Here is a 26,398-nt window from a genome sequence, read left to right as displayed (position 1 = left end):
AGCGCAACAGCGCTTCCGGCGTTGTTTTTTGCGGGTGACGAAAAAGAGCGGCCGATCAGGCCGGCAGCGGCGGGACGATCGTGGCAGCAGGCGGAGGCGGCGCGATGCGGTACAGCAGCGCATCGACGTCGGCATCGGAGGGCGCGGTGTTGTCGAACATCACGATGCCGTCGCATTCGTGGCCGGTCGGCACGAAGCGGCGCTGCCGGTATTCGTCCCAGTGCGCGAGCTTGTATGCGTCGTTCGGGTTGCCGCGCGCCACGATCCGCTGGTGCGCGACGTCTTCCGACGTGTGGACCCAGACGACCGTCAGCGCGACGTCGGGCGCGATGCCGAGCCAGGCGCGGTCGAGAATGCGGCGATCGCGCACTTCGCGCGACAGCGGGCCGACCACGAGCGCGCCGATGCCGAGCGCGAGATTTTCACGGGCCGTGTCGAGCAGCCCTTGATATTCGGGATCGCGCAGGTGCTTCAGGTAGAGCGGGCTGTCGCGGTCGTTCGGATCCGCGGTGAGCGCGCCCATCGCGGCCGAGCTGTAGCGTCCGTACAGCGTGTCCTTGTCGAGCAGGCAGAAGGCCTCGCCGGTCGCGCGCATCAGCGGCCCGATGAGCCGCTTCGCGAGCGTGGTCTTGCCGGTGCCGGCGTGACCGCAGAAGAACACCAGATGCGTCACGAAGCCTTGCCTCCCGAGCGCGGGCTCGACGCGCCGTTGCGCTTGTCGCCGCGCGAGAAGACTTCCGCTTCCAGCCACATCGCGTTGATGATGCCGAAGCCGAGCGCCACGCCGATGCCGAGTATCCACGAGAAATACCACATGGGTCTGTCTCCTTGACGGTTGGGCCGCACGGCCGTGCGGCGGGTGGTTCGAACTGCCGGGTGCGCATGCTGCGGCGCACGCAGCCCGATCATGACCAATATCGCCGAGCCGCGCAAGCCGGGTTGCCCGCGCAGCAAACCGGTAAACTGATGCGCAAACCGCAACGTCACGGACACCATGCTGATCAACTGTGCTGCATACCAGGACGGCCGCAAGCTGGCCGACATCGATATCGACGCCATCAGCGACTACGTGTCGAAGCCCGAGTGCTTCGTGTGGGTCGCGCTGAAGGATCCGACGCCCGAGGAACTCGACCTGATGGGCGAGGAATTCGGGCTGCACGAACTGGCGATCGAGGATGCCCGCAAGGGGCATCAGCGGCCGAAGATCGAGGAGTACGGCGATTCGCTGTTCGCGGTGCTGCATACGGTCGAGCTGGACGACGACGAAGAATTCAATGTCGGCGAGCTGAACGTGTTCGTCGGCCCGAACTACGTGCTGTCGATCCGCAACCATACAGAGCACGATTTTCGCGACGTGCGCAAGCGCTGCGAGCGCGAGCCGCATCTGCTCCAGGAAGGTTCGGCATTCGTGTTCTACGCGCTGATGGACCAGGTCGTCGACCGCTATTTCCCGATCCTCGAAACGCTCGGCGCCGAGCTCGAGGAACTCGAGGACCGCATCTTCGCGAAGGCCACGCCCGCCTCGTCGCGCGCGATCATCGAGGATCTCTATTCGCTGAAGCGCCGGCTCGTGATGCTGTACCAGCACACGGCGCCGCTGCTCGAGCCGCTGGCGAAGCTCACCGGCGGGCGCATCCCGCAAGTCTGCAGCGGCATGGAGCCGTACTTTCGCGACGTGTACGACCATCTGCAGCGGATCGTGAAGACGATCGAAGGGCGGCGCGAGATGGTGGTCACGGCGATCCAGGTCAACCTCGGGATGATCTCGCTGGCCGAGAACGAGGTGACGAAGCGGCTCGGCTCGTTCGCCGCGCTGTTCGCGATCCCGACGATGATCGCCGGCATCTACGGGATGAACTTCGCGAACATGCCCGAACTGCACCTGAAATACGGCTTCTACGGCTGTATCGCCGTGATGGTGGCCGCCGACTTCGGGTTGTGGTGGCGCTTCAAGCGGGCAGGGTGGCTGTAGCCACGCGTCACGCGCGGGGCGGCGCGTGCTTGCCGACCACGACGCGCCACGGACGCACGCGCCACGATTTCACGAGGCCGTTCTGCACGTACGGATCGGCGCGTGCGAACGATTCGGCCGCCTCCGGCGAATCCCCTTCGAACACGAGCACGGCCTGGTCGGCCGGATCCGACAGCGCGCCGGCGAGCACGAGTTCGCCGCGCTCGGTCGCAGCCTGCGCAAGCGCGAGGTGCTGGGCGCGGAACGGTTCGCGGCGGGACAGGTAATCGTCGACGAGTTCGTAAGTCAACTGGTAATGCATGGCGGCTCCGGAAAGGATCGCGGCGGCCGGTGCGTCAGCGCGCCGTCAGTCAGTCTGCTGCGGGCAGTATAGGGCAGGCGGACGGCGGCGACACGACGCGGAGGGCGGCGCGCATCTGTGGTCATAAATGCAACTAACGGTCTGAGTGTTGCCCGTCTTCGAATCCCGGCGGCAACGCGCTTTCCATGCAGCCAGGTCTACAGGCCACCGGCGGGGGGGCGTCCCTACGCCTTGTAGCCGATCGTGCGCAGCAGATCCTTGCGCCAGCGGATGTCGTCGTCATTTTCGACCCCGAGCGGCCCGAAGCCGTCGACGACGCCGACGATCCCGCGTCCTTGCGCGGTTTCCGCGACGATCACGTCGGTCGGGTTCGCGGTCGCGCAATAGATCCGGCAGACCTCCGGCACGGCCTTGATCGCGTTGAGGACGTTGACCGGGAAGCATCCGTCGCCGAGGAACACGATGAACGCGTGACCGGCGCCGATCGCGCTGGCGTTGCGGCAGGCGAGGTCGACGAGCGCCGCATCGGTGCCGGAGTGGCGCACCAGCCGCTTGCCCGACGCCTCGCAGAAGGCGAGCCCGAAGCGGATACCGGGCACGGTGCCGACGAGCGCCTCGTGGATGTCCTCGACGGACTTGATGAAATGCGACTGGCCGAGGATGAAGTTCACGGTCTCGGGCTTGTCGACGGCAACGGTTTGCAGTTGCAGCATGGCGGACCTCGTCTCGCGATGCGGCGCGTGGGCCGCAATGGGCGCTTCAAGCTTAGTACGCTGCAGCCGGCGACGAAAGCGGCGCGGGCGGCCTATCCTTCGTTGTGTGTGGCGCGCGCTGCGCGAAGGCAACGGAGGGCGACATGGACGTGCGACAAGGTTTCGTCGACTGCGTGGGACGCACGCCGCTGATTCGCTTGGCGAAGCTCAGCGCCGAGACGGGCTGCGAGATTCTGGGCAAGGCGGAATTCATGAATCCGGGCGGGTCGGTGAAGGACCGCGCGGCACACTACATCATCCGCGACGCCGAGCGGCGTGGCGTGCTGCAGCCGGGCGGCACCGTGGTCGAGGGCACGGCGGGCAACACCGGCATCGGCCTGGCGCATATCTGCGCGGCGCGCGGCTATCGCTGCGTGATCGTGATTCCCGACACGCAATCGCCGGACAAGATGGCGATCCTGCGCACGCTCGGCGCCGAGGTGCGCCCGGTGCCGGCGGCGCCCTACCGTGACCCGAACAACTATCAGAAGATTGCCGGGCGGCTCGCGGACGAACTCGACAACGCGGTATGGGCCAATCAGTTCGACAACGTCGTCAATCGCCAGGCGCACTACGAGACGACCGGGCCCGAGATCTGGCGCGATACGGCAGGCACGATCGATGCGTTCGTGTGCGCGACCGGGACGGGCGGCACGCTGGCCGGCGTGAGCCGTTATCTGAAAGAGCAGAAGCCGGACGTCCGGATCGTGCTGGCCGACCCGCACGGCAGCGGGCTCTACGGTTACGTGAAAACGGGCGACCTCGGCGCGGAAGGCAGCTCGATCACGGAAGGCATCGGATCGACGCGGGTCACGATGAACCTTGCAGGCACGCCGATCGACGATGCCGTGCGGATCGACGATCAGCAGTGCGTGACGATGGTCTACCGGCTGCTGCGCGAAGAGGGGCTGTATGTCGGCGGATCGAGCGGCATCAACGTCGCGGCGGCGGTCTGGCTGGCCCGCCGGATGGGCCCGGGGCACACGATCGTGACCTTGCTGTGCGACCGTGGCGACATCTATCGCGCGCGGCTGTTCAATCGGGAATGGCTACGTGAAAAGGGACTGGATCCGGGGGACTGAACCCGTGTGTCGAGTCGGTGCGAAGCGCGGGAGCGGTGAGGTTTTCCATCCGCCGGAATGCGACCTATGCTGAACGAATCCGGTGCGAACGCCGTTCGCCCGTTTCGCCCAGACGAGGTGTGCCATGCCTGTGTCAGCCACCCTGCAGGATTGCCTGCGTCAGAAGTCATCGCGGTACGAAGTGGTGTACCACCCCTATAGCCATACGAGCATGGAGACGGCCGCCGCCGCGCATATCCCCGGCGATCGCCTCGCGAAAACCGTGCTCCTCGAAGACGACGAAGGCTACGTCGCCGCCGTATTGCCGACCACGCACGCCGTGCGCCTGTCGGATCTCTGGGTGAAGACGGGACGCCATCTCGTGCTCGCCCGGGAGGTCGAGCTGCGCGAGCTGTTCAAGGATTGCGACATGGGCGCGTTGCCGCCGGTGTGCATGGCGTACGGCATGAAGACGTTTCTCGAGGAACGTCTCGCGCAGCAGCCGGAAGTCTATTTCGAGGCCGGCGACCACGAAGCGCTGATCCACATGATGCAGGACGAATTCCTGATGCTGATGGAGACGGCCGAGCGCGCGCATTTCTCGCACAAGATGCAGGGCATGCACTCCTGACGCGCGCGGTGTGTGGGCGCCGGTCGGTGCGTGTCTGACGGGTCGCGTGTAGAGGAGGTAAATGGTCGTGCGATAGTTAATTCGGTATGCGAAATTATTTGCGACGGTTTGTCGAGTGCCCAATCCATCATGAAATTTGTATCGCATTGCAGACTAACTTTCCGGATATCCAGAGTGTTTCGGGCGTTCTGAAGAAGCTGCGTCGACCAGCTCGAGGCGGTTGATCAGCGTATCCGGTGACCGATGGGGACGCCGATGAGGAGAGGCGTGCGTCTTGGCGGTCGCATCCGGAGCGGGCCATTTTGGTGCGGCGCGGGAAATATGCCGATATTTATGCTGAAGCAGATTAATATCCGGTTTTGTATATATCCATACAATTCAATTACCGTTTTTATAATAAAAGTTTGATTTGTGCTTACCGGAATATTATTTGAATAAACCCTCCAAACTTTGTATTCGGGCATCAAATAAAGTTTGACGTCAAAATTTTTTCCTTGCTATTGTCTGCACCCAAGTGAGCGGCGCCACTGACATCACCGTGTAACGAACGGTGGGTCGTCATACGAAATGTAAGGTGCCGCCCGCTCAGCTGACAATTGCCTGAACGTGCTGGCGCGTTTTTTTCGGTGCATAACCGGGCCGCGCCGGCCGGAACGATTCCTTGAAAAAGAATGAATTTGCATTCGAATTGAATTCTTTCAATTCGGATTGCTAATTGAATTTGAAATGAAATGTTCGGATTGATGCGGTGGCGATGCCGACCTGGCTTCGCCGCCAGCAGCAATCCGATACTGGGCGAATCGCTTGGGGGATGGATGGTGGGCATGAAAGTCGAAGAACGTCTGGCTACGTCGAACAGCGGACTGGCTACGCTGGGCCGTCCGCGAGAGTTCGGCAAGAAGCAACAGAATCCGGTCCGCCGGTTCGGCGGCATCGGAATCGTCCTGGTGCTGCACGCCGTGCTGATCTACGCGCTGCTCAACGGCCTCGCGACGAAAGTCGTGCAGGTGATCCAGCACCCGATCGAAACCCGCATCATCGAGCCGGTCAAGCCGCCGCCGCCACCGCCGATGCCCGTGGTCAAGCTCCCGCCGCCGAAATTCGCGCCGCCGCCGCCGCCGTTCGTCCCGCCGCCGGAAGTGCCGGTGCAGGCGCCGCCGCAGGCGACGATCACGCACCAGGCGGCCCCGGTACCGTCCGCACCGGCCGTGCAGGCGCCGGTCGTGGCGCCTCCCGCGCCGGCCAAGCCCGTCAGCCATGACGTGGGGGTGGTCTGCCCGAATTCGGACACGCTTCGCGCGTCGATCCAGTATCCGAAAGAGGCGCAGGAAAACAACATCACGGGCGACGTGACGATCGAGTTCGTCGTGGATGCGGAAGGGAACATCACGAACGAGCGTGTGGCGCAGTCGGCTGATCCGATCCTCGATCGTGCTGCCTTCAACACCGTGAAGCGCTTCAAGTGCGTCGCGCAGGGCCAGTCGGTGCGGGTCCAGGTTCCGTTCTCGTTCAATCTGAATTGATGCAGTGGGCGGCCCGGTGCGATCCGGGCCGGAAAAAACCATCTCGAACTGGGGTATTCAGTTCTTCGAATTAACTGGAGTGGGGTATGACGAAGCGTTCACTGGCCGCACTGGCGGCAAGCATCCTGATGTCCGTCGCCGCAATCGACGGGTTCGTTGCACCACAGCTCGCCCACGCGCAGGCGAGCGGCGCAGCCGGCACATCGGCACAGGCCGCGGCGCCGTCGGCCGCGCCGGCCCCGGTTCCGGCGGCCGCCGAGCCGGCTCCGCCGCCCGCGCCGGCCACGACGGAAGCGGTCGAGAATCCGTACGGGCTCGGTGCGCTATGGAAGAACGGCGATTTCGTCGCCCGTTTCGTGCTGATCCTGCTGGTGATCATGTCGATGGGCAGCTGGTACATCATGATCACGAAGTTCCTGGAGCAACTGCGCGCCAATCGCCGCGCGAAGCTGGCGGATGCACAACTCTGGACTGCGCCGTCGCTGGCCGAGGGCGCCAAGCTGCTCGACGAGGCGTCGCCGTTCCGGTTCATCGCCGAAACGGCGATCGAGGCCGGCGAGCATCATGAAGACGCGCTACTGGAAGCGGTGGACCGCAACACGTGGATCGACGTGTCGGTCGAGCGCTCGATCACGAACGTGTCGAACCGGATGCAGGACGGGCTCGCGTTCCTCGCCACGGTGGGCTCCACCGCGCCGTTCGTCGGGCTGTTCGGCACCGTCTGGGGGATCTATCACGCGCTGACGGCCATCGGCATCGCCGGGCAGGCGTCGATCGACAAGGTCGCGGGCCCGGTGGGCGAGGCGCTCATCATGACCGCGATCGGCCTCGCCGTCGCCGTGCCGGCGGTACTCGGCTACAACTTCCTGGTCCGCCGCAACAAGTCGGTGATGGAGCGGGTGCGCAACTTCGGCGCGCAACTGCATACCGTGCTGCTGGCCGGCAATCGGCGCCCGGCACGCGCGTCGTCGTCGCCGGCCGCGGCGTCGCTCGCGAACTGACCGGCTGACGGAGACGCGCGATGGCCATGAACGTCGGGCAGGACGATAGCGACGAGGTGATCGCCAACATCAACACGACGCCGCTCGTCGACGTGATGCTGGTGTTGCTGATCATCTTCCTGATCACGATTCCGGTCGTGACGCACACGATCCAGCTTCAGTTGCCGAAGGAGACGGTGCAGCCGCTGCAGACGACGCCGAAAAGCATCGAGATCGCGGTGAACCGCGATGGCGATTTCTTCTGGGGCGAGCAGCTGGTGGATGCACAGACGCTGCTCGCGAAACTGAAGGACGTGTCGCAGCAACAGCCGCAGCCGAGCGTCCACGTGCGGGGCGATCAGAACACGCGTTATGAGTTCATCGGCCGGGTGGTCACGATGTGCGAGCGCGCGGGGATTGCGAAGCTGTCGTTCATTACGGAGCCGCCGGCGCGCGGGGGATAGTCGCGCAGCGGAATCGGGGGGAGCATGGGGCTGGCGGCAAGTGGTGGAGCGCTGACGCTGGTCGACCGGGAAGCTCGGGACCCACGTAAGCGCTAAGCGCTAACGTGGATCGACCGCGAAGCATGGGACCCACGTAAGCGCTAAAGCGCTAACGTGGGTCGACAGGAGTCGACGATGGGAATGAATGTGCCTTCGGGCGGGAGCAACGCCGAACCGGAAGTGATGGTCGATATCAACACCACGCCGCTGATCGACGTGATGCTGGTGTTGCTGATCATGCTGATCATCACGATCCCGATTCAGATGCATTCGGTGAAGATGGACCTGCCGGTGGGGAATCCGCCGCCGCCGGCCGCACCGCCGGAAATCGTGCAGATCGATATCGACTTCGACGGCACGACGACATGGAACGGCGCCCCGGTGCCGGACCGCGCGGCGCTCGAGTCGAAACTGACCCAGGTGGCGGCGGAGCCCGTGCAGGCGGAGATTCATCTGCGCCCCAACAAGCTGGTGCCGTACAAGGACGTGGCCGCGGTGCTCGCCGCCGCGCAACGCGTGGGCGCGACCAAGATCGGCCTGATCGGTAACGAACAGTTCATGCAATGACGACACGGACGAGCCGATGAACCAGCGACGATGGAAACGGATGATGGCGGTGACGGCGCTCGGCGCGGCAGCCCTGCTCGGCCGCCCGGCGCTACCGGCGGACGCGCTGCGGCCGGACGTGGCGAAACCGTTGGCGGCCGCACAGGAACTGTACCGCGCACACAAGTATCGCGACGCGCTGGGCAAGATCGCCCAGGCGGCTGCCGTGCCGAACCGGACGCCGTACGAAACCACCGTGGTGGAAGAAATGCGCGGGGCGGCAGCGATGGCGGCTGGTGACTCGGGTACGGCCGCGCAGGCGTACGAGAGCGTGCTGAACGCGGGGCGGCTCTCGGGCGACGACGAGCAGAAGACTACGGCGGCGCTCGCCGGCATCTACTTCCAGCAGAAGAACTACCCGCTGGCGATCCGCGTCGCACAGCGCTACCTGAAGGCGGGTGGCTCGGATCCGGAAATGCGCACGCTGCTCACGCAGTCTTACTACCTGTCAAACGATTGCGCTCCGCTCGTGAACCAGTTGAAAGCGAGCACCGACGCGCAGGCGAATGGCGGACACGCACCGGATGAAGGGCAGTTGCAGATGCTGGCGACCTGCGCGCAGAAATTGAAGGACGGCAACGCGTATCGCGGTGCGCTCGGGCTGCTGGTGGCTTATCACCCGAGCCCCGCGTACTGGGACGAAATGGTCACGGCCATTCGCGGCAATACCGGGTATCTGCCGTCGCTCGACCTCGACATCTACCGGTTGCGGCGGGCGACGGGCTCGCTCACGACCGCCAACGCGTACATGGAAATGACGCAGCTCGCGCTGGTGGCGGGCTCGGCCGCCGAGGGCAAGCAGGTGATCGACCAGGGGTTCGCATCCGGCGTACTCGGCAAGGACGCGCAGGCGGATCGCGAGAAGCGGCTGCAGGCGCTTGCGGCGAAGCGCGCGCAATCGGGCGGCGACGCCACGACGCCGGCAGCGCCGATCGACGCAGGCATGAACCTCGTCTTCGAGGGCCATGCACAACAGGGGCTGCCGATGATGGAGCAGGCGATCGCGAAGGGCGGCCTCGAGCATCCCGACGCGGCGCGGCTGCGGCTCGGCGAGGCGTATTACGTGGCTGGCCAGAAGGCGCGTGCGGTCCAGGTGCTGCGCACGGTCAAGGGCACCGATGGTTCCGGTGATCTGGCACGGCTCTGGACAGTGGTGGCCTCCCGGTAACGCAACGGAAGTACACGGCCGCGCGCAACGCGAGCGGTCGGAAAGCGGTGTGCCGCCGCGATCGCACCCATGCACGACGGGCATGTCAGCCGATGGAAAGGGGAAACCTTGTTAATTAGTAAACCGAATGAAATGGGCGAGTGCCGCGCGGCCCCACGGCGCCGGTGCGCTGCCGCACCGCGCGTGGCTTGCACGTCGCGACAGCGTGCGGCGGGGGATCGCGCCGGGCCGGCTGCGTCGCGGCATCGGTCGAGGCTTGACGACATCAAACCGATTTCGACTGCGAGGAACCGTCTTTCCATGGTTTTGCCCCCTGATGAGTCGGTGCTCGTCGCCATGTCGCTCGGCAACAAGATCCGGGCGCTACGCCAGCGCCTGAAGCTCACGCTCGACGAAACGTCGACGATCGCCGGCATTTCGAAGCCGTTCCTGTCGCAGGTCGAGCGCGGGCGGGCGACGCCGTCGATCACGTCGCTGGTGCGGATCGCGAAGGCGCTGGGCGTGACGATGCAGTACTTCATCGACACGCCGACGGAGGCGCGTTCGGTATGCCGCGGCAACGCGCTGCAGTATTTCCAGTTCACGAACTCGGCCAGCCGGTTCGCCAGGCTGACGAACCTGGTGGACGGCCGCAAGCTCGACGCGATTCTCGTCCGGATGCCGGCGGGGCAGCTGTCGTCCGAGATGACGACGCACGCGGGCGAGGAGTTCGTCTACGTGTTGCGCGGGCAGGTGGCGCTGACGCTCGAGGATTGCACGTTCACGCTGAACGAGGGCGATACCGCGCATTACGAATCGACGATGCCGCATGCGTGGCGCAATACGGCCGACGAAGAGGCGGTGATCGTCTGGGTCGGCACGCCGAGGCTGTTCTAGCGAAGGCGGCCGGCAGGAAGGAGCAGTACCCGGTCGAGGGCAGAGGGTGCGCGGTACGGCGCATGCACAGGTTCGCGTTGTACGGAATCCGCTGCCCGTCGAGCCGGGAAGAAGCAGGCAATGCGCTCAATGTAGGTGTTTAGTATGACGAATCAAAACAGAAAAAGACGGTGATGCCGAATGGCGCTGGTGCTACGAGGCCGATCCGTTCGAGTCGTGGCAGTCGATAGCGTGGCAATCGCGGGTTCCGGTACACGGGCACCCAGGACGCGCAAGGAATTCACAAGGTTCCGGCGCACAGCAGGTGGGGTCTTACTACGAGCGAGAGGGAACAAGATGAAGCAGAGAGTGTTGGCGTTGGCCATCAACAGGATAGTCTGGGCGGAACTCGCGTTGACGGCCGTACTGGCGCCGCCGGCGTTCGCCCAGAGCCAGCCGGCGCCGGGCGCCGTCGCGATCGCGGATGCGGTCGCGAGCGGCGCGCCCGTGACCGTTGCACAGGCGGGCAGCGCCGCTGCACCGGACGCTGCGGCGCCCGATGCGGCACCCGGTGCAGCGGCCGACGCGACGCCTGCCGCACCCGCCGCGAACGGGCAGGGCAAGGTCGCGCAGATCAAGCGGTTCGAAGTGACGGGCTCGCTGATCCGGCAAGCCGACAAGACGGGTTTCCAGCAGGTGCAGACGATCACGCCGAAGGAAATCCAGGCCAGCGGCGCGGTGACCGTCGCCGACTTCCTGCGCGATGCGGCAGCCAACTCGGCGAACAGCTGGGGCGAAGGGCAATCGGGTAACTTCGCGGCCGGCGCGGCCGGCATTGCACTGCGCGGCCTCTCGGAGAAGTACACGCTCGTGTTGGTCGACGGCCAGCGCGTCGCGCCGTATGCATTCTTCTCGAACAGCGTCGATTCGTTCTTCGACCTCAACACGATCCCGCTCAACGACATCGAGCGGATCGAAATCGTGAAGACGGGCGCCGTGTCGCAGTACGGTTCGGACGCGATCGGCGGTGTCGTCAACATCATCACGAAACACAATTTCCGCGGCCTGCAGCTCGACGGCAGCCTCGGCAGCGCGATCAACGCCGGCAACGGCGACGGCACGATGAAATTCGGCGTGCTCGGCGGCTTCGGCGACCTGAACGCTGACCGCTTCAACGTGACGGCCGCGCTCAGCTACTACAAGTCGAACGGCTTCACGCTGGCCGACCGTGATTCCACGCGCAACCAGGACTTCACGGGCAAGCCGGGCGGCTTCTCGCTGCTCGCGCCGTCGTACTGGAACATGCCCGACGGCAGTGCGCAGGCGCTGAACGGCGGCTGTCCGTTCGGCGGCTCGGTTCATCCGGCCGCGCCGAATTCGCTGTCGGCCGGGTTGCCGGGCACCATCTGCGGGTACAACACGGCGGAAAGCACGTCGATCCTGCCGATGACCGAGCGCCTGAACGCGAAGCTCCACGGTGACTTCAAGATCGACGACAAGACGACCGCGTTCGCCGACTTTATGGAGAGCTACAACACGACCACGACCAACGACGGCCTGTGGAACAACGTGATCGGCAACTCGCAGAACCCGGCGCTCGTGTGGAATCCGCAGACGAAGCTGTTGTCGCCGTTCAACTACACGGTGCCGGCCAGCAACCCGTACAACACGACCGGCGCGGCCACGCCGCTCACCTACGCGTTTCCGAACACGGTCGCGCAAAAGACCTGGGCCAACTACTGGCGGGCGGCCGCCGGCATCAAGGGGTCGTTCACGCTGCCGTACGGCGACTGGGACTGGGCGACGTCGGTCAGCCATTCGCAGAGCACGGTGTCGAACGTGTTCACGAACCAGCTGAACGTGAATGCGCTGAACAACATCTACCAGAACGGCACGCTGAATTTCGCGAACCCGGCCGCGACGCCGAACGCGTTCAACGGGCTGTTCCAGGAGGCGAACAACCTCGGCATCTCGAAGCTCGACACGATCGATGCGACGCTGTCGACGCCGAACCTGTTCCATCTGCCGGCTGGTGACGTCGGCATCGGCTTCGGCGCGCAGTTCACGCACCAGAGCGAAACGCTGACGCCGGGCTCCGAGTACCTGAGCGGCGCCGTCATCACGCCGGACCTCGAGACGGTGGATGGCCAGCGCAACGTCGCGGCCATCTATTACCAGATCAACATACCGATCATCGAGAACCTGACGTTCAGCCAGGCAGGCCGCTACGATCACTACACCGACGTGGGTGGGGCCTTCTCGCCGCGCTTCGCGTTGCGATACCAGCCGATCAAGGCGCTCACGTTGTATACGTCGTACAACCGCGGCTTCCGCGCGCCGACCTTCGTCGAGGACAGCAAGTCGCAGACGCTCGGCATCCAGGTCGATCCGGCCACCGGCCAGAACTACACGTCGATCACCGTCGGCAATCCGAACCTCGCGCCGGAACGCACGCGCAACCTCAATATCGGCTTCCAGGTCTCGCCGAGCCGTTACACCGACCTCGGCTTCGACTGGTACAAGATCCGCATCGACAACGTGATCGGCCAGGGCAAGCCATCGCAGGTCGTGACCGACCCGACGACCGGCCAGCTGCTGTACAAGGTGATTCCGTACCAGAACCTCGGCTACCTCGACACGAACGGCTTCGAAGGCACGTTCCGCCAGGGCCTGCCGTTGAAGGGCTGGGGCACGATTACGCTGTCGGGCGACTGGGCTTACGTCAACAGCTACAAGATCGGCTTCCCGGGCGCCGCGCCGGTCAACGGCGCGGGCAACAACTTCACGATCACGCAGCCGTTCGGCGGCAGCTTCCCGCGCTGGCGCGGCAACACGACGCTGGACTGGAACTACCGGAAGTTCGATGCGGCGCTGACGTGGCAGTTCACGGGCCCGTACGCGCAGAACCTGATGCCCGAGCCGAGCAAGGTCGGTTCGTACAGCCAGTTCAACCTGATGGTGACGTACACGGGCTTCAAGAACTGGACGATCTACGGCGGTATCGACAACCTCTTCAACCGCACGCCGCCGTACGACCCGATCTTCGCGAACGGCACGCTGAGCCAGAGCGGGTACGACACGTCGGTGTACTCGTACATCGGCCGGTTCGCGCAGGTCGGCGCGACGTACAAGTTCTGACGGCGATCGCGATGCACTGACAGGCTTTGGACAGGCCGCTCCACGTCCACTACCCCCTTTTCGGGGCGGCCTTTTTTCGCCTGGCGCCACGACGGCCCGCAACCGGGACGCGCGGCGGCGCAGTTCATCCGATCGTGAACAGCACGAACCATCCGCGGGACGCGGCCGTATGCGGCGTCCGGCACGGGCATCGACCGCGCGCAGGCTTCACACCCGCACGCTTCCGGACAGACTGACCATGAGACTGTTGAATGGGCGACGGGCACGCGTGCCGCGCCACTCGCACCTGACGCGCACGCACGGGCGGATGCGCACCGCCACGCGCGCCGCGCTGCTCGCGTGCGCCGTGTGGCTCGTGTCGGGCGGCGTCATGCCGCAGGCCGCGCTCGCCGTGCCGGCGATCTCGCAATACGACCATCCGAAGTATCCGCCGGGCTTCGCGCATTTCGACTACGCGAATGCGGATGCGCCGGACAGCGGCACGCTCCAGTTCGAAAACTACGACGAAGCGCAGAGCTACGATTCGCTGAACCCGTTCCTCGTGCGCGGCGCGCCCGCACCGGACATCAAGAACCTGATGTTCGACACGCTGATGCAGCGCAGCTGGGACGAGCTCGCATCCGAATACGCACTGATCGCCGACGACGTCGACATCGCGCCCGACGGACTGTCGGCGACGTTTCACATCAACCCGGCCGCACGATTCTCGAACGGCGACCCGATCACCGCCGCCGACGTCAAGTATTCGTACGACACGCTGTCGAGCCCGCAGGCGTCGCCGCTGTACAACGCACAGTTTTCGATCATCAAGCGCGCGGTGGTGGTCGACGGCCACACGGTGCGCTTCGAGTTCAAGCACGTGGAGCGCGACGCCGCGCTGATCGCGGGCGACCTGCCGGTGTTCTCGCCGAAATGGGGGCAGCGCCCGGACGGCACGCGACCGCCGTTCGACCAGATCGCGAACGTGCCGCCGATCGCGAGCGGCCCGTACCTGATCGACCAGCGCAGGAACGACAAGCAGATCAGCTACGTGCGTAACCCGCACTACTGGGCGGCGAACCTGCCGTCGCGACGCGGCATGTTCCGCTTCGCACACGTGTCGTTCAAACTGTACCTGGATCAATACACGGCGCTCGAAGCGTTCAAGGCCGGCGACATCGACGCGCGCATGGAATACAGCGCGACGCAGTGGGCGCGCAAGTACGTCGGCAAGAATTTTCGCAACGGCATGCTGATGCGCGGCGAGTTTCCCGACGGCCCCGCGCAGATGCAGGGTTTCCTGATGAACATGCGCAAGCCGATGTTCCAGGACGTGCGGGTGCGGCATGCGCTCGCGCTGGCGTTCGATTTCGACTGGATGAGCCGGATGATGTTCTACGGGCAGTATCGCCGCACCAACAGCTTCTGGGAGGCGAGCCCGTTCGCGGCATCCGGCATGCCGAGCGGGAAGGAGCTGGCGCTGCTCGAACCGTTCCGTTCGACGCTGCCGCCCGAGGTGTTCGGCCCGATGGTCCGGCAGCCGTCGACGCTGCCGCCGAACTCGCTGCGCGCGAACCTGAAGGAGGCGCGCGACCTGCTCGCGCAGGCCGGCTGGCATTACCGCGACGGCGCGCTGCGCGACGCGAACGGCACGCCGATGACGATCGAGATCATCGACGACCAGCCCGGCATGGACCGCCTGATCCTGCCGTACACGCAGGCGCTCGCGATGCTCGGCATCCACGCGTATCTCCACGAGATCGACAGCGCGCTCTACCTGAAGCGGCTCGACAATTTCGAATACGACATGACGACGTACATCTACCTGCCCGTGACGATTCCGGGCGCGGAGCTGACGCGCCGCTTCGGCAGTGCGGCCGCGTCGCAACCGGGCTCCGAGAACTATCCGGGCGTGAAATCGAAGGCCGTCGATGCGCTGATCCGCGCGGCGCTCGCGGCCGACACGCTCGACGATCTCGAGACGGCCACGCACGCGCTCGACCGCGTGCTGATCAACCTGTACGCGCTGATCCCGCAGTACTACCTGCCGAATGCGCGGATCGCGTACAAGGCGACGCTCGGCCACCCGGCGATCGTGCCGGACTCCTATCAATACGAGGACTGGATCATCGACTACTGGTATGTGAAGCAACCGGCGGCGAAACCCGCGCCGGCCGCCTGACGGAGGAACGACGATGCTGGCATACATACTCAGGCGCTTGCTGCTGATGATCCCGACGCTGATCGGGGTGGTGACGATCACGTTCGCGGTCACGCAGTTCGTGCCGGGCGGCCCGGTCGAACAGGTGCTCGCGCAGTTGCGCCACGGCAGCGCGCGCGGCGGGGAGGCGGGCGGCGCAGGGGGCTACCACGGCAGCCAGGGCGTCGACCCGCAGCAGATCGAGCAGATCCGCAAGCAGTTCGGCTTCGACCGGCCGCCGCTCGAACGCTACGTGCTGATGCTGAAAAGCTATGCGACGTTCGACCTCGGCCAGTCCTATTTCGCGCACCGCAGCGTGTGGGCCGTGATCCGCTCGAAGCTGCCGGTGTCGATCACGCTCGGGATGTGGACGGTGATCCTCACGTACCTGGTGTCGGTGCCGCTCGGCATCGCGAAGGCGGTGCGCAACGGGTCGCGGTTCGACACCGTGACGAGCGTGCTGGTGCTGGCCGGCTACGCGGTGCCGGGCTTCGTGCTCGGCGTGCTGCTGCTGATGCTGTTCGGCGGCGGCACGTTCTGGCAGGTGTTCCCGATGCGCGGGCTCACGTCCGACAACTTCGACGACCTGACGCTGATCGGCAAGGCGCTCGACTATCTGTGGCACGTCGTGATGCCGGTGACGGCGTCGGTCGTCGGCAACTTCGCGATCGTCACGATCCTGACCAAGAACACGTTCCTCGAGGAAATCGGCCGGCAGTACGTGCTGACCGCACGCGCGAAGGGCGCGCCGGAGCGCGACGTGCTGTGGAAGCACGTGCTGCGCAACGCGGCGATCCCGTTGCTCACCGGGCTGCCGGCCGCGTTCGTCGGCGCCTTCCTGAACGGCAACCTGCTGATCGAGACGCTGTTCTCGCTCGACGGCATGGGGCAACTGTCGTACGACTCGGTGATCCGCCGCGACTATCCGGTCGTGCTCGGCTCGCTGTTCCTGTTCACGCTGATCGGCCTGCTGACCAAACTCATCGCGGATATCTGCTATGTCCTCGTCGACCCCCGTATCCAGTTCAACCGCCTGGACCACTGACCCGGCCTGCGCCGCGTGCGCGGCGTCGCCGTCGCCGTGGCGGCGCACGTGGCTGCGCTTTCGCGCGCAGCCGCTCGGCTACTGGAGCCTCGTGATCTTCGCGGTGCTGTTCGCGCTCAGCCTCGGTGCGGACCTGCTGTCGAACGACCGGCCGCTGATCGTGCGCTACGACGGGCACTATTATTTCCCGATCGTGAAGGACTATCCGGAGACGGCGTTCGGCGGCGACTTTCCCGCGATGACGAACTATCTCGATCCGTATATCCGCACGAAGATCGAGTCGCACGGCAACTTCGCGATCTATCCGCCGAACCGGTACCGCTACGACACGATCGACTATTTCGCGTCGCGGCCGTATCCGGCGCCGCCGTCGTCGAGCAACTGGCTCGGCACCGACCAGTTCGGCCGCGACGTGCTCGCGCGGCTGCTGTACGGGTTCCGGCTGTCGGTGCTGATGGCGTTCGCGCTGACCGTATCGGGCGTGCTGGTCGGCGTGCTGACGGGCGCGCTGCAAGGCTTCTACGGCGGCCGCACCGACCTGGTCGGGCAGCGCCTGATCGAGATCTGGAGCGCGTTGCCGGACCTGTACCTGCTGATCATCTTCGCGTCGATCTTCACGCCGTCGCTGTGGCTGCTGTTCATCCTGCTGTCGATGTTCGGCTGGCTCGTGCTGTCCGACTACGTGCGCGCCGAATTCCTGCGCAACCGCGCGCTCGACTATGTGAAGGCCGCGCGCACGATGGGGCTGACCAACGCACAGATCATGTGGCGCCACGTGCTGCCGAACAGCCTCACGCCGGTGATCACGTTCCTGCCGTTCCGGATGAGCGCGGCGATCCTGTCGCTGACGAGCCTCGATTTCCTGGGCCTCGGCGTGCCGCCGCCGACGCCGAGCCTCGGCGAGCTGCTGCAGGAGGGCAAGAACAACCTGGATGCGTGGTGGATCTCGATCGCGGCGTTCGCGGCGCTGGTGGTGACGCTGCTTCTGCTCACCTTCATGGGCGATGCGCTGCGCAACGCGCTCGACACGCGCACGCGCGGTTCGGCATTCGGCGGAGGGCGGTGATGACGAGACCGTTGCTGCAGATCGACGGGTTTTCCGCGCATTTCGGCGCGAACGCGGCCGTACAGGACCTCAGCCTGTCGATCGGCCGCGGCGAGCGCGTGGCGCTCGTCGGCGAATCGGGGTCGGGCAAGAGTGTGACGGCACTGTCGATCCTGCGGCTCGCGCAGCACGCGACGCTGTCGGGGCGGATGCTGTTCGACGGCGAGGATCTGCTCGCGAAGAGCGAGCAGCAGATGCGCGGGATTCGCGGCGCCGATATCGCGATGGTGTTCCAGGAGCCGATGACCGCGCTCAATCCGCTGTATACGATCGGCAAGCAGATCGCCGAGAGCCTGCGGCTGCACGAGGGGCTGCGTCCAGGCGACGCGCGTGAGCGCGGGATCGCGCTGCTGCGGCGCACCGGGATTCCCGAGCCGGAGCGGCGCATCGACAGCTTTCCGCACCAGTTGTCGGGCGGGCAGCGGCAACGCGCGATGATCGCGATGGCGCTGGCGTGCCGGCCGCGCCTGCTGCTGGCGGACGAGCCGACCACCGCGCTCGACGTGACGGTGCGCCAGCAGATCGTCGACCTGCTGATCGAGCTGCAGGAGCAGGAGGCCGCCGCGCGCGGGATGGCCGTGCTGCTGATCACGCACGACCTGAACCTCGTGCGGCGCTTCGCTCAGCGTGTGGCCGTGATGGAGAAGGGCGTGCTGGTGGAGACCAACACGACCGCCGCACTGTTCGCGGCGCCGCAACATCCGTATACGCGCCGGTTGCTCGACAGCGCGCCGCAACGGGCGGTCGAGCCGGTCGCCGCCGGCGCGCAGACGATCCTCGACGTGCAGCACCTCGCCGTCGACTACCGCATCGCGGCGAAGGGCTGGCGCTCGGTGCTCGGCAAGACGACGTTCCGCGCGGTGCACGACGTGCAGCTGAGCCTGAAGCGCGGCGAAACGCTCGGGATCGTCGGCGAGTCGGGCTCGGGGAAATCGACGCTCGCGTCGGCCGTGCTCGGGCTGCAGCGGCCGGCGTCGGGCGGGATCGAGATCGACGGGATGCCGCTGGCGTCGCTGCGCACGACGCAGGGCCGGCGCACGCTGTACGGGCGCATGCAGGTGGTGTTCCAGGATCCGTTCGGCTCGCTGTCGCCGCGCATGACGGTCGAGCAGATCGTCGGCGAGGGGCTCGCCGTGCACCGGCCGCAGGTGGCCGGCGACGCGCGGCGCGCGCGGATCGCCGCGCTGCTGCAGGAGGTGGGCATGCCGCCCGAGGCGATGCTGCGCTATCCGCACGAGTTTTCCGGCGGGCAGCGGCAGCGGATCGCGATCGCGCGGGCGCTGGCGGTGGAGCCGGAACTGCTGGTGCTCGACGAGCCGACGAGCGCGCTCGACGTGTCGATCCAGAAGCAGGTGCTGAATCTGCTGACGAATCTCCAAAAGACGTACAAACTCAGCTACCTGTTCATCACGCACGATCTGGCGGTGATGCGCGCGATGGCCCACCGGGTCATCGTGATGAAGGCGGGGCGCGTGGTCGAGGCGGGCGAGACGCTCGACGTACTGCACGCGCCATCCCATCCGTATACGCGGGCGCTGCTCGCGTCGTCCATGCTGGCGCCCGAGCGCGGCCCGCAGGAGAGGCAAGAGAGAGCCGATGATTGACGAGAACCGGGCGCCGGGCGCCCGAGCCGTGCAGGCAGCACAGGGGTTGCGCAGCGACGCCGATTTCTGGTCGCTGCGCATCGTCGACGAGACGATCGACGAACACGCGGTGCGCAACGACGTCGCGCAGCCGTTTTCGCGCACGCGCGAGCGCGGTGCGATGCTGACGGCCTGGGCCGGCACGGGCGCCGGCTATGCGGCGACGCCCGACCTGTCCCCGGCCGGGCTGCAGGCGGCGCTCGACATCGCGACCGCGCGGGCTCGGGCCAGCGCGCCGTGGGCACTGGTCGATCATCGCCAGGCCGCGCGTCCGCAGGCGAGCGGCACCTATGCGTCGCCCGATGTCGATGCGACGCTGCCGTCGCGCGCGGAATGGATCGAGCGTCTCGCGCACGAATGTGCGGCGGCAAACCTCGGCGCGCGCATCGTCGAGCGTTCGACGAGCGTGATGATCGTGCACACCGAGCAGTATTACGTGACGAGCGACGGCGTACGGATCGACCAGCGCTTCCGCTTCCTGATGCCCGAGCTGCAAGCCGTCGCCCATGGCGACGGCGACACGCAGACGCGCTCGCTCGGCCAATCGGGCACGCTGGCGCAGGGCGGCATCGACGTGCTGGCGCGCTACGGCTTCGACGGCGCCGGCGCGCGTGTGGCCGACGAGGCGCTGCAGTTGCTCGCCGCGCCGAACTGCCCGACCGGTCGGCGCGACCTGCTGCTGATGCCGGACCAGATGATGCTGCAGATCCACGAGTCGATCGGCCATCCGCTCGAACTCGACCGGATTCTCGGCGACGAGCGCAACTTCGCCGGATCGAGCTTCGTCAGGCCGGAGATGGTCGGCCACTATCAATATGGCTCGCCACTGCTGAACGTCACGTTCGATCCGGAGCCGACGGCCGAAGCCGCGTCCTACGCATTCGACGACGACGGCACGCCGGCGCGCAAGCAGTACCTGATCCGCAACGGCGTGCTCGAACGGCTGCTCGGCGGGGCGTTGTCGCAGCAGCGCGCGGGCCTGCCGGGCGTGGCCAACTCGCGCGCGTCGAGCTGGAACCGCGCGCCGATCGACCGGATGGCGAACCTGAACGTCGAACCCGGCGACCAGTCGCTCGATGCGCTGATCGCGGGCACGGAGCACGGGATCCTGATGCGCACCAACACGTCCTGGTCGATCGACGACCACCGCAACAAATTCCAGTTCGGCTGCGAGTTCGGGCAACTGATCGAGAACGGCCGGCTCACGCAGGTCGTCAAGCGCCCGAACTACCGCGGCATCTCCGCCCAGTTCTGGCGCAGCCTGCGCGCGGTCGGCGATGCGGGCACGTTCGGCATCTACGGTACGCCGTACTGCGGGAAGGGCGAGCCTGCACAGATCATCCGTGTCGGCCACGCCGCGCCGGCCTGCGTGTTCGCCGGCGTCGACGTCTTCGGAGGCGCGTGATGACGGGATTCGATCCGATGGCCCGCCAGGCCGGAATCGACTGGCACGCGTATTTCGCCCGGCTCGCCGACGCTACGCAACGGCTGACCGCACCGACCGAAACCATCCTGCTCGGCTTCTCCGGCGAAACGTCCGACTTCATCCGTTTCAATGGCGGCAGGATTCGCCAGACCGGGCGTGTCACGCAGGGGCGGCTGTCCGTGCGGCTCATCGACGGCGCGCGGCAGGCGCACTCGGCGCTGACCGTCTGCGGCGATCCGGCGGCCGATCTGCATGAACTGGCGGACGCGCTCGCCGTGCTGCGCGACGGCCTGCGCGATGCGCAGGACGATCCGCACCTGCTGTTCGATACTTCGTCGTGGGTGCAGGAAACGCGCCGCACCGGGCGCTTGCCGAATGCGGACGGGCTCGCGCGAATCGTGGCCGAATGCGCGCGCGGGCTCGACTTCGTCGGCTTTTACGCGGGCGGCACGCTGGCGCGCGGCTTCGCATCGTCGACCGGCAGCCGCGGCTGGTACGAGGTCGAGAATTTCAACTTCAGCTGGTCGCTGTACGACCCGAGCGGCCGCGCGATCAAGACCGTCTATGCGGGCGACGACTGGCGCGATGCGGCGTTCGCGGCGAAGGTCGACGCGGCCGCCGCGCGGCTGCCCGTGCTCGGCCGCGCGCCGAAGGCGCTTGCGCCCGGGCGCTACCGCGCGTATTTCGCGCCGGACGCCATTCACGAGATGACGAGCCTGCTCGGCTGGAGCGGCTTTTCGGCGCGCGCGGTGGCGAGCGCCCGCAGCCCGCTGCATCGCCTATACGCCGGCGAGGTCGCGCTCGATCCGCGCGTGTCGATCACCGAGGATTTCACGCTGGGCCTCGCGCCGGCGTTCAATGCCGATGGCTACCGGCGCGACAGCGTGCCGCTCGTCGTCGAAGGGCGGGGCGCCGGGCAGCTCGTGTGTGCACGCACCGCGCGTGAGCACGGGCGCACACCGAATGGCGCGGACAACGCCGAAGCGCCGCAGTCGCTGTCGATCGCGGGCGGCACGCTCGCCGACGCCGACGTGCTGGCCGCGCTCGACACGGGGCTCTACGTCGGCAACCTCTGGTACCTGAACTTCTCGGACCCGATCGCGTGCCGGATGACGGGGATGACGCGGTTCGCGACTTTCTGGGTCGAAGGCGGGCGCATCGTCGCGCCGGTCGATGCGATGCGGTTCGACGACAGCTTCTACCGGCTGTTCGGGTCGGAGCTCGAGCAGCTCGGTGCGGTGCCGGCGCTGCTCGCGAGCGACGACACGTACGGCGAGCGCGCCACCGGAGGCGCGCAGTTGCCGGGGCTGCTCGCGCGTTCGTTCGAGCTCACGCTGTAGCGCGTTCGCCGACACTCGCCGATGCCGTCATTCTTCATCGACCGTCCCGTCTTTGCGTGGATCGTCGCGCTCGCGATCGTCGTCGCGGGCGTGCTGGCCATTCCACAACTGCCGATCGCGCAGTATCCGCGCCTGGCGCCGCCGCGGGTCGTGGTCACCGCGTCCTATCCGGGCGCGTCGACCGAGACGGTCGATGCCGACGTCGGCAGCATCATCGAGGAAAGCCTCGATGGCGCCGACGGGCTGCTGTACTACGAGACCAGCAGCGATGGCCACGGCAACCTCGAGATCGACGTGACGTTTGCGCCGAGCACCGATCCGGACATCGCGCTCGTCGACGTCAACAACCGGTTGAAGCAGGTCGAGCCGCGGCTACCGCAGCAGGTCGTCCAGCAGGGGATCGGCGTGTTCAAGGCGGCGAACACGTTCCTGATGCTCGTCACGCTGACGTCGACCGACGGCACGCGCGATTCCGCGCAGCTCGGCGATTACCTGAACCGCTACGTGCTGCGCGAGCTGAAGCGCGCGCCGGGGGTGGGCGCGGCCGAGCTTTGGGATGCCGACGAGGCGCTGCGGGTCTGGCTCGATCCGGTCAAGTTGCGCGAATACGATCTCGGCGCCGACGACGTGATCACGGCGATCAGCGCGCAGAACGCGACGGTCACGGCCGGTGCGATCGGCGACGCGCCGTTCGTGCGCGGCCAGCAGCTCACCGCGACGGTCGTGGTCAAGGGCCAGCTCACGTCGCCCGAGGAGTTCCGCCGGATCGTGCTGAAGTCGAAACAGGACGGCTCGGTGGTGCGTGTTGGCGATGTCGCGCGCGTCGAGATCGGTCGCGACGACTATTCGTTCTATTCGCGGCTGAACGGCCGGCCGGCCGCGACGGTCGGCATCCAGTTGGGCCCGCGCGGCAACGCGCTCGAAACGTCGAATGCGATCCGCGCGCGGCTCGCGGAACTCTCGCGGACGCTGCCGCCGGGCGTCGCGGTCGAGATTCCGTTCGACGGCGCGCATTTCGTCAAGATCGCGATCCACGAAGTCGTGCTGACGCTCGTCGAGGCCGTCGTGCTGGTGTTCTGCGTGATGTGGCTGTTCCTGCGCGACCTGCGCTACACGCTGGTGCCGACCGTCGTGATTCCGGTCACGCTGATGGGTGCGTTCGTCGCGATGTGGGCGTTCGGGCTGTCGATCAACGTATTCACGATGTTCGGCCTCGTGCTGGCGATCGGCATCCTGGTCGACGATGCGATCGTCGTCGTCGAGAGCGTGCATCGCGTGATGGAGGAGGGCGTGTCGCCGCGCGACGCCACGCGCCGGGCCATGAAGCGGATCGGCGGGGCGATCGTCGGCGTGACCGCGGTGCTGACCGCCGTATTCGTGCCGATGGCGTTTTTCCCGGGCAGCGTCGGCGGCATCTACCGGCAGTTCGCGGTGGCGATGATCGCGTCGATGCTGGTGTCGTCGTTCATGGCGCTGTCGCTCACGCCCGCGCTGTGCGCGAACCTGCTGAAGCCGGTCGCGCGGCACGATCGCGGCGCCGGCCGTGCGCGGCGACGCGGCATCGGCGCGCGTCTGGCCGACCGGTTCGGTACGGCTTTCGCGTGCGCCGAAACCGGTTATCGCCGCGTCGCCGTGTTTGCGGTGCGCCGCACCGGCATGGTCGTGGCCGTCTATGTGGTGCTCGTGATCGGGTGCGGGCTGCTGTACTGGATGATGCCGGGCGGTTTCCTGCCGACCGAGGACCAGGGGCAACTGCAGGTGATGATCCAGTTGCCGGCGGGCGCCACGCAGGCGCGCACGCTCGCGGTCGTCGAGCGGGTGGAGGCCATCTTGCACGGGGAGCCGGCGATCGCGAACGTGACGAGCGTGATCGGCTGGAGCTTCGTGGGTAGCGGACAGAACGTCGGGATGGCGTTCGTGGAACTGAAGGACTGGGCGAAGCGCGACGTCGATGCGATGGCGTTGCGCGACCGGCTCAACGGGCGCTTCAGTGCGATCCTCGACGGCGACGTCGAGGCGGCGCTGCCGCCTTCGGTGCGCGGCATCGGGCATTCGGACGGCTTCACGTTCCGGCTCGAGGATCGAGGCGGGGTCGGGCTCGATGCGTTGAAGGCGGCCCGCGAGCAGCTTGCCGAGCGTGCGAAGGCGAGTCCATTGCTCTCGGCCGTGCATTTCGAAGACCTGCCGGATGCACCGCGTATCGAGCTCGATGTCGACCGCGCGAAGGCGTACGCGCTCGGCGTGCCGTTCGAGCGGATCGCGGGGCTCTTGGGCGGCACGTTCGGCTCGAACTACATCAACGACTTTCCGGCGTCGGGCCGGATGCGACGGGTGATCATCGAGGCCGATCCGGTTGCACGCGCGACCGATACGCAGCTGATGGCGCTGACCGTGCCGAACCGTACCGGCGACATGGTGCCGCTGTCGGCCATTGCCGCGCCGCACTGGACGATCGGGCCGGTGATGCTGAACCGGTACAACGGCTATCCGTCGCTCGACATCAGCGGCCGGGCGGCGACCGGCACGAGTTCGGGCGCGGCGATGGCGGAGATGGAGCGGCTTGCCGCTGCGCTGCCGGCCGGGATCGGCTTCGACTGGGTCGATGCGGCGCGCGAGGAGCAGGTTGCCGCGCGGCAGACGCCGCTGCTCGTCGGGTTGTCGGTGCTCGCGGTTTTCATGGCGCTGGCCGCGCTGTACGAAAGCTGGACGATTCCGCTGTCCGTGCTGACGATCGTGCCGCTCGGCATGATGGGTGCGATCGCGGCGGCGCTCGCGCGCGGGATGCCGAACGACGTGTATTTCAAGGTCGGGATGATTACCGTGGTCGGGCTGGCGGCGAAGAACGCGATCCTGATCGTGCAATACGCGCGTGACCTGGTCGTGCAGGGCGTGCCGTTGCGGCAGGCGGTGGTCGACGCGGCCGCCGCGCGATTCCGGCCGATCGTGATGACGTCGATGGCGTTCCTTCTGGGCGTCGTGCCGCTCGTGCTGGCAACGGGCGCGGGGGCGGAAAGCCGGCGGTCGATCGGCACGGGCGCGTTCGGCGGTGTGCTGGCGGCGACGGTGTTCGGGCTCGTGTTCGCGCCGGTGGCGTTTCGGGTCGTGGCGTCGGTCGGGCGACGCGGACGGCGGGTGGCGGTGGCGAAGCGGGACGATCGTCAGGCGGAGGTGGTGGGGGAGTGAGGTCGCTTCGACAGGTGATTTTCGAGCGTTGTGTTGATTAAATGCGATTACCGTGCAGACGGTTCACCGACATTTCAATTCAAGGAGACGAATTCAGACCATGTCCTACGTTCTGTATTACTCGCCCGGCGCGGCAAGCATGGCCGTGCACTGGATGTTGATCGAACTCGGCGTGCCGTTCGAAACGCGCCTCGTCGATATCGATACGGGGGCGCAGCATACGCCCGAGTACCTGCGGTTGAATCCCGCGGGCCGAGTGCCGACGCTGGTCGTCGATGGCAAACCGCGGACCGAATCGGCCGCGTTGCTGATGCTGCTCGCCGAACGCCATCCGGAGCCGCGCCTGGCTCCGGATCCGGGCTCGCCTGAACGTGCCGCGTGGTTGGAGATGATGATCTATCTCGCCAATTCCGTCTTGCCGGCGATGCGAAACTGGTTTTATGCGGAGACGGATGGCGATCCGCGATGCGCTGACATGGTGAAAGTTTTTTCGCAGGGGCAAGTCGAGGGGGCGATGGCGCATCTCGACGATCTGCTGTCCGATGGCCGCTCGTATTTGATCGACGATCGGTTGAGCACGGTCGACTTCCTGGCGCTGATGCTCATGCGCTGGACGCGCAACATGCCGCGTCCGGCAACGACGTGGGTGAATCTGGCGCGCTATATCCACGCGCTTCGCGCGTTGCCGACGTTCATCGAGTTGAACGCGCGCGAAGGACTGACGGAGTGGTTGAATCCGGTTGCCTGAGCGTTTTCGAACGCGCTCAAAAGTGCGGCAGCGGTCGGTTGAAGGCTGCTTGTCGTGGGGTTTGGGGCTGAAATATAGTATTTGACATAATCAACATTATCGACGGATTTGGTTGTAGTGGCTAGATTGAAATGTCCGCTTTTGGCTACATAGAAATGTCCGCTTTCGGGCCGCGTAAGCTGTTCGGTCGCCGGGTGTCCGGCGCCGGAGGCTGCGATGGCTGTAACGGAACGGATCAC

General features: G+C 66.3%; 22 protein-coding genes. 18 read left to right on the top strand and 4 right to left on the bottom strand.

The window, feature by feature from the left end; genetic code table 11:
• Window positions 1–55: 55 nt before the first annotated feature.
• Window positions 56–673, bottom strand: a complete 618-nt coding sequence (locus LGM56_RS30780; protein ID WP_226207644.1) for an AAA family ATPase — start codon at window positions 671–673, stop codon at window positions 56–58.
• A complete protein-coding gene (cydX, locus tag LGM56_RS30775) occupies window positions 670–816 on the bottom strand; it encodes a cytochrome bd-I oxidase subunit CydX (RefSeq protein ID WP_043182986.1) in 147 nt (48 codons plus the stop codon). The genes LGM56_RS30780 and cydX overlap by 4 nt, the downstream gene beginning before the upstream one ends.
• Before the next feature lie 178 nt (window positions 817–994).
• Between cydX and corA the strand changes: the two genes are divergently transcribed.
• Entirely contained in the window at window positions 995–1,972 is a 978-nt protein-coding gene (corA, locus tag LGM56_RS30770; protein WP_089494918.1) for a magnesium/cobalt transporter CorA, read from the top strand.
• Between the two features lie 7 nt (window positions 1,973–1,979).
• Here the strand turns inward: corA and LGM56_RS30765 are convergent, their stop codons facing one another.
• A complete protein-coding gene (locus LGM56_RS30765) occupies window positions 1,980–2,273 on the bottom strand; it encodes a YciI-like protein (protein ID WP_039357977.1) in 294 nt (97 codons plus the stop codon).
• Between the two features lie 224 nt (window positions 2,274–2,497).
• The gene (locus tag LGM56_RS30760; protein ID WP_226207643.1) at window positions 2,498–2,986 is read right to left on the bottom strand and encodes an adenosine-specific kinase; all 489 of its coding nucleotides are present in this window, start codon (window positions 2,984–2,986) and stop codon (window positions 2,498–2,500) included.
• Window positions 2,987–3,129: 143 nt separating this feature from the next.
• Here LGM56_RS30760 and LGM56_RS30755 point away from each other — a divergent pair, with 143 nt between their 5' ends.
• The 17 genes from LGM56_RS30755 to LGM56_RS30675 all read left to right on the top strand — a co-directional run bounded on the left by LGM56_RS30755 (window position 3,130) and on the right by LGM56_RS30675 (window position 26,159).
• Window positions 3,130–4,107: a cysteine synthase A gene (locus LGM56_RS30755; protein ID WP_226207642.1), complete on the top strand. Its 978-nt coding sequence runs from the start codon at window positions 3,130–3,132 to the stop codon at window positions 4,105–4,107.
• Window positions 4,108–4,231: 124 nt separating this feature from the next.
• Window positions 4,232–4,717, top strand: coding sequence for an aminoacyl-tRNA deacylase (locus LGM56_RS30750; protein WP_031401741.1), 486 nt, complete (start codon window positions 4,232–4,234; stop codon window positions 4,715–4,717).
• An 824-nt stretch (window positions 4,718–5,541) separates the two neighbouring features.
• Window positions 5,542–6,240, top strand: a complete 699-nt coding sequence (locus tag LGM56_RS30745; protein WP_226207723.1) for an energy transducer TonB — start codon at window positions 5,542–5,544, stop codon at window positions 6,238–6,240.
• An 86-nt stretch (window positions 6,241–6,326) separates the two neighbouring features.
• Window positions 6,327–7,241, top strand: coding sequence for a MotA/TolQ/ExbB proton channel family protein (locus LGM56_RS30740; RefSeq protein ID WP_089456263.1), 915 nt, complete (start codon window positions 6,327–6,329; stop codon window positions 7,239–7,241).
• A gap of 20 nt (window positions 7,242–7,261) precedes the next feature.
• On the top strand, window positions 7,262–7,684 hold the full coding sequence (locus LGM56_RS30735; RefSeq protein WP_021160935.1) for an ExbD/TolR family protein: 423 nt from the start codon (window positions 7,262–7,264) through the stop codon (window positions 7,682–7,684).
• Window positions 7,685–7,858: 174 nt separating this feature from the next.
• Window positions 7,859–8,290 carry an ExbD/TolR family protein gene (locus LGM56_RS30730; protein WP_089440151.1) on the top strand — a complete coding sequence of 144 codons (432 nt, stop codon included), beginning with the start codon at window positions 7,859–7,861 and terminating at the stop codon, window positions 8,288–8,290.
• Between the two features lie 16 nt (window positions 8,291–8,306).
• Window positions 8,307–9,497 carry a tetratricopeptide repeat protein gene (locus LGM56_RS30725; RefSeq protein ID WP_089494914.1) on the top strand — a complete coding sequence of 397 codons (1,191 nt, stop codon included), beginning with the start codon at window positions 8,307–8,309 and terminating at the stop codon, window positions 9,495–9,497.
• A gap of 300 nt (window positions 9,498–9,797) precedes the next feature.
• Window positions 9,798–10,373, top strand: coding sequence for a helix-turn-helix domain-containing protein (locus LGM56_RS30720; RefSeq protein WP_011352155.1), 576 nt, complete (start codon window positions 9,798–9,800; stop codon window positions 10,371–10,373).
• A gap of 336 nt (window positions 10,374–10,709) precedes the next feature.
• Window positions 10,710–13,490, top strand: a complete 2,781-nt coding sequence (locus LGM56_RS30715; protein ID WP_089494913.1) for a TonB-dependent receptor — start codon at window positions 10,710–10,712, stop codon at window positions 13,488–13,490.
• A gap of 238 nt (window positions 13,491–13,728) precedes the next feature.
• A complete protein-coding gene (locus tag LGM56_RS30710) occupies window positions 13,729–15,651 on the top strand; it encodes an extracellular solute-binding protein (RefSeq protein WP_226207641.1) in 1,923 nt (640 codons plus the stop codon).
• A gap of 13 nt (window positions 15,652–15,664) precedes the next feature.
• On the top strand, window positions 15,665–16,714 hold the full coding sequence (locus LGM56_RS30705; RefSeq protein WP_089494911.1) for a microcin C ABC transporter permease YejB: 1,050 nt from the start codon (window positions 15,665–15,667) through the stop codon (window positions 16,712–16,714).
• Window positions 16,668–17,780, top strand: a complete 1,113-nt coding sequence (locus LGM56_RS30700; RefSeq protein WP_226207640.1) for an ABC transporter permease — start codon at window positions 16,668–16,670, stop codon at window positions 17,778–17,780. The genes LGM56_RS30705 and LGM56_RS30700 overlap by 47 nt, the downstream gene beginning before the upstream one ends.
• Window positions 17,780–19,423, top strand: a complete 1,644-nt coding sequence (locus LGM56_RS30695) for an ABC transporter ATP-binding protein (protein ID WP_226207639.1) — start codon at window positions 17,780–17,782, stop codon at window positions 19,421–19,423. The genes LGM56_RS30700 and LGM56_RS30695 overlap by 1 nt, the downstream gene beginning before the upstream one ends.
• Window positions 19,416–20,867, top strand: a complete 1,452-nt coding sequence (locus tag LGM56_RS30690; RefSeq protein ID WP_226207638.1) for a TldD/PmbA family protein — start codon at window positions 19,416–19,418, stop codon at window positions 20,865–20,867. Before LGM56_RS30695 ends, LGM56_RS30690 begins: the two co-directional genes overlap by 8 nt.
• On the top strand, window positions 20,867–22,228 hold the full coding sequence (locus LGM56_RS30685) for a metallopeptidase TldD-related protein (RefSeq protein ID WP_226207637.1): 1,362 nt from the start codon (window positions 20,867–20,869) through the stop codon (window positions 22,226–22,228). The genes LGM56_RS30690 and LGM56_RS30685 overlap by 1 nt, the downstream gene beginning before the upstream one ends.
• A 21-nt stretch (window positions 22,229–22,249) precedes the next feature.
• Window positions 22,250–25,411, top strand: a complete 3,162-nt coding sequence (locus LGM56_RS30680) for a multidrug efflux RND transporter permease subunit (RefSeq protein WP_226207636.1) — start codon at window positions 22,250–22,252, stop codon at window positions 25,409–25,411.
• A 100-nt stretch (window positions 25,412–25,511) separates the two neighbouring features.
• Window positions 25,512–26,159: a glutathione S-transferase family protein gene (locus LGM56_RS30675; RefSeq protein ID WP_226207722.1), complete on the top strand. Its 648-nt coding sequence runs from the start codon at window positions 25,512–25,514 to the stop codon at window positions 26,157–26,159.
• The last annotated feature ends 239 nt before the right edge of the window (window positions 26,160–26,398 follow it).

The sequence above is a fragment of the Burkholderia sp. AU38729 genome (genome assembly GCF_020419725.1).
Classification (GTDB): domain Bacteria; phylum Pseudomonadota; class Gammaproteobacteria; order Burkholderiales; family Burkholderiaceae; genus Burkholderia.
Note: the sequence above shows the minus strand (reverse complement) of the source record. Positions and strands in the feature narration are given on the sequence as shown.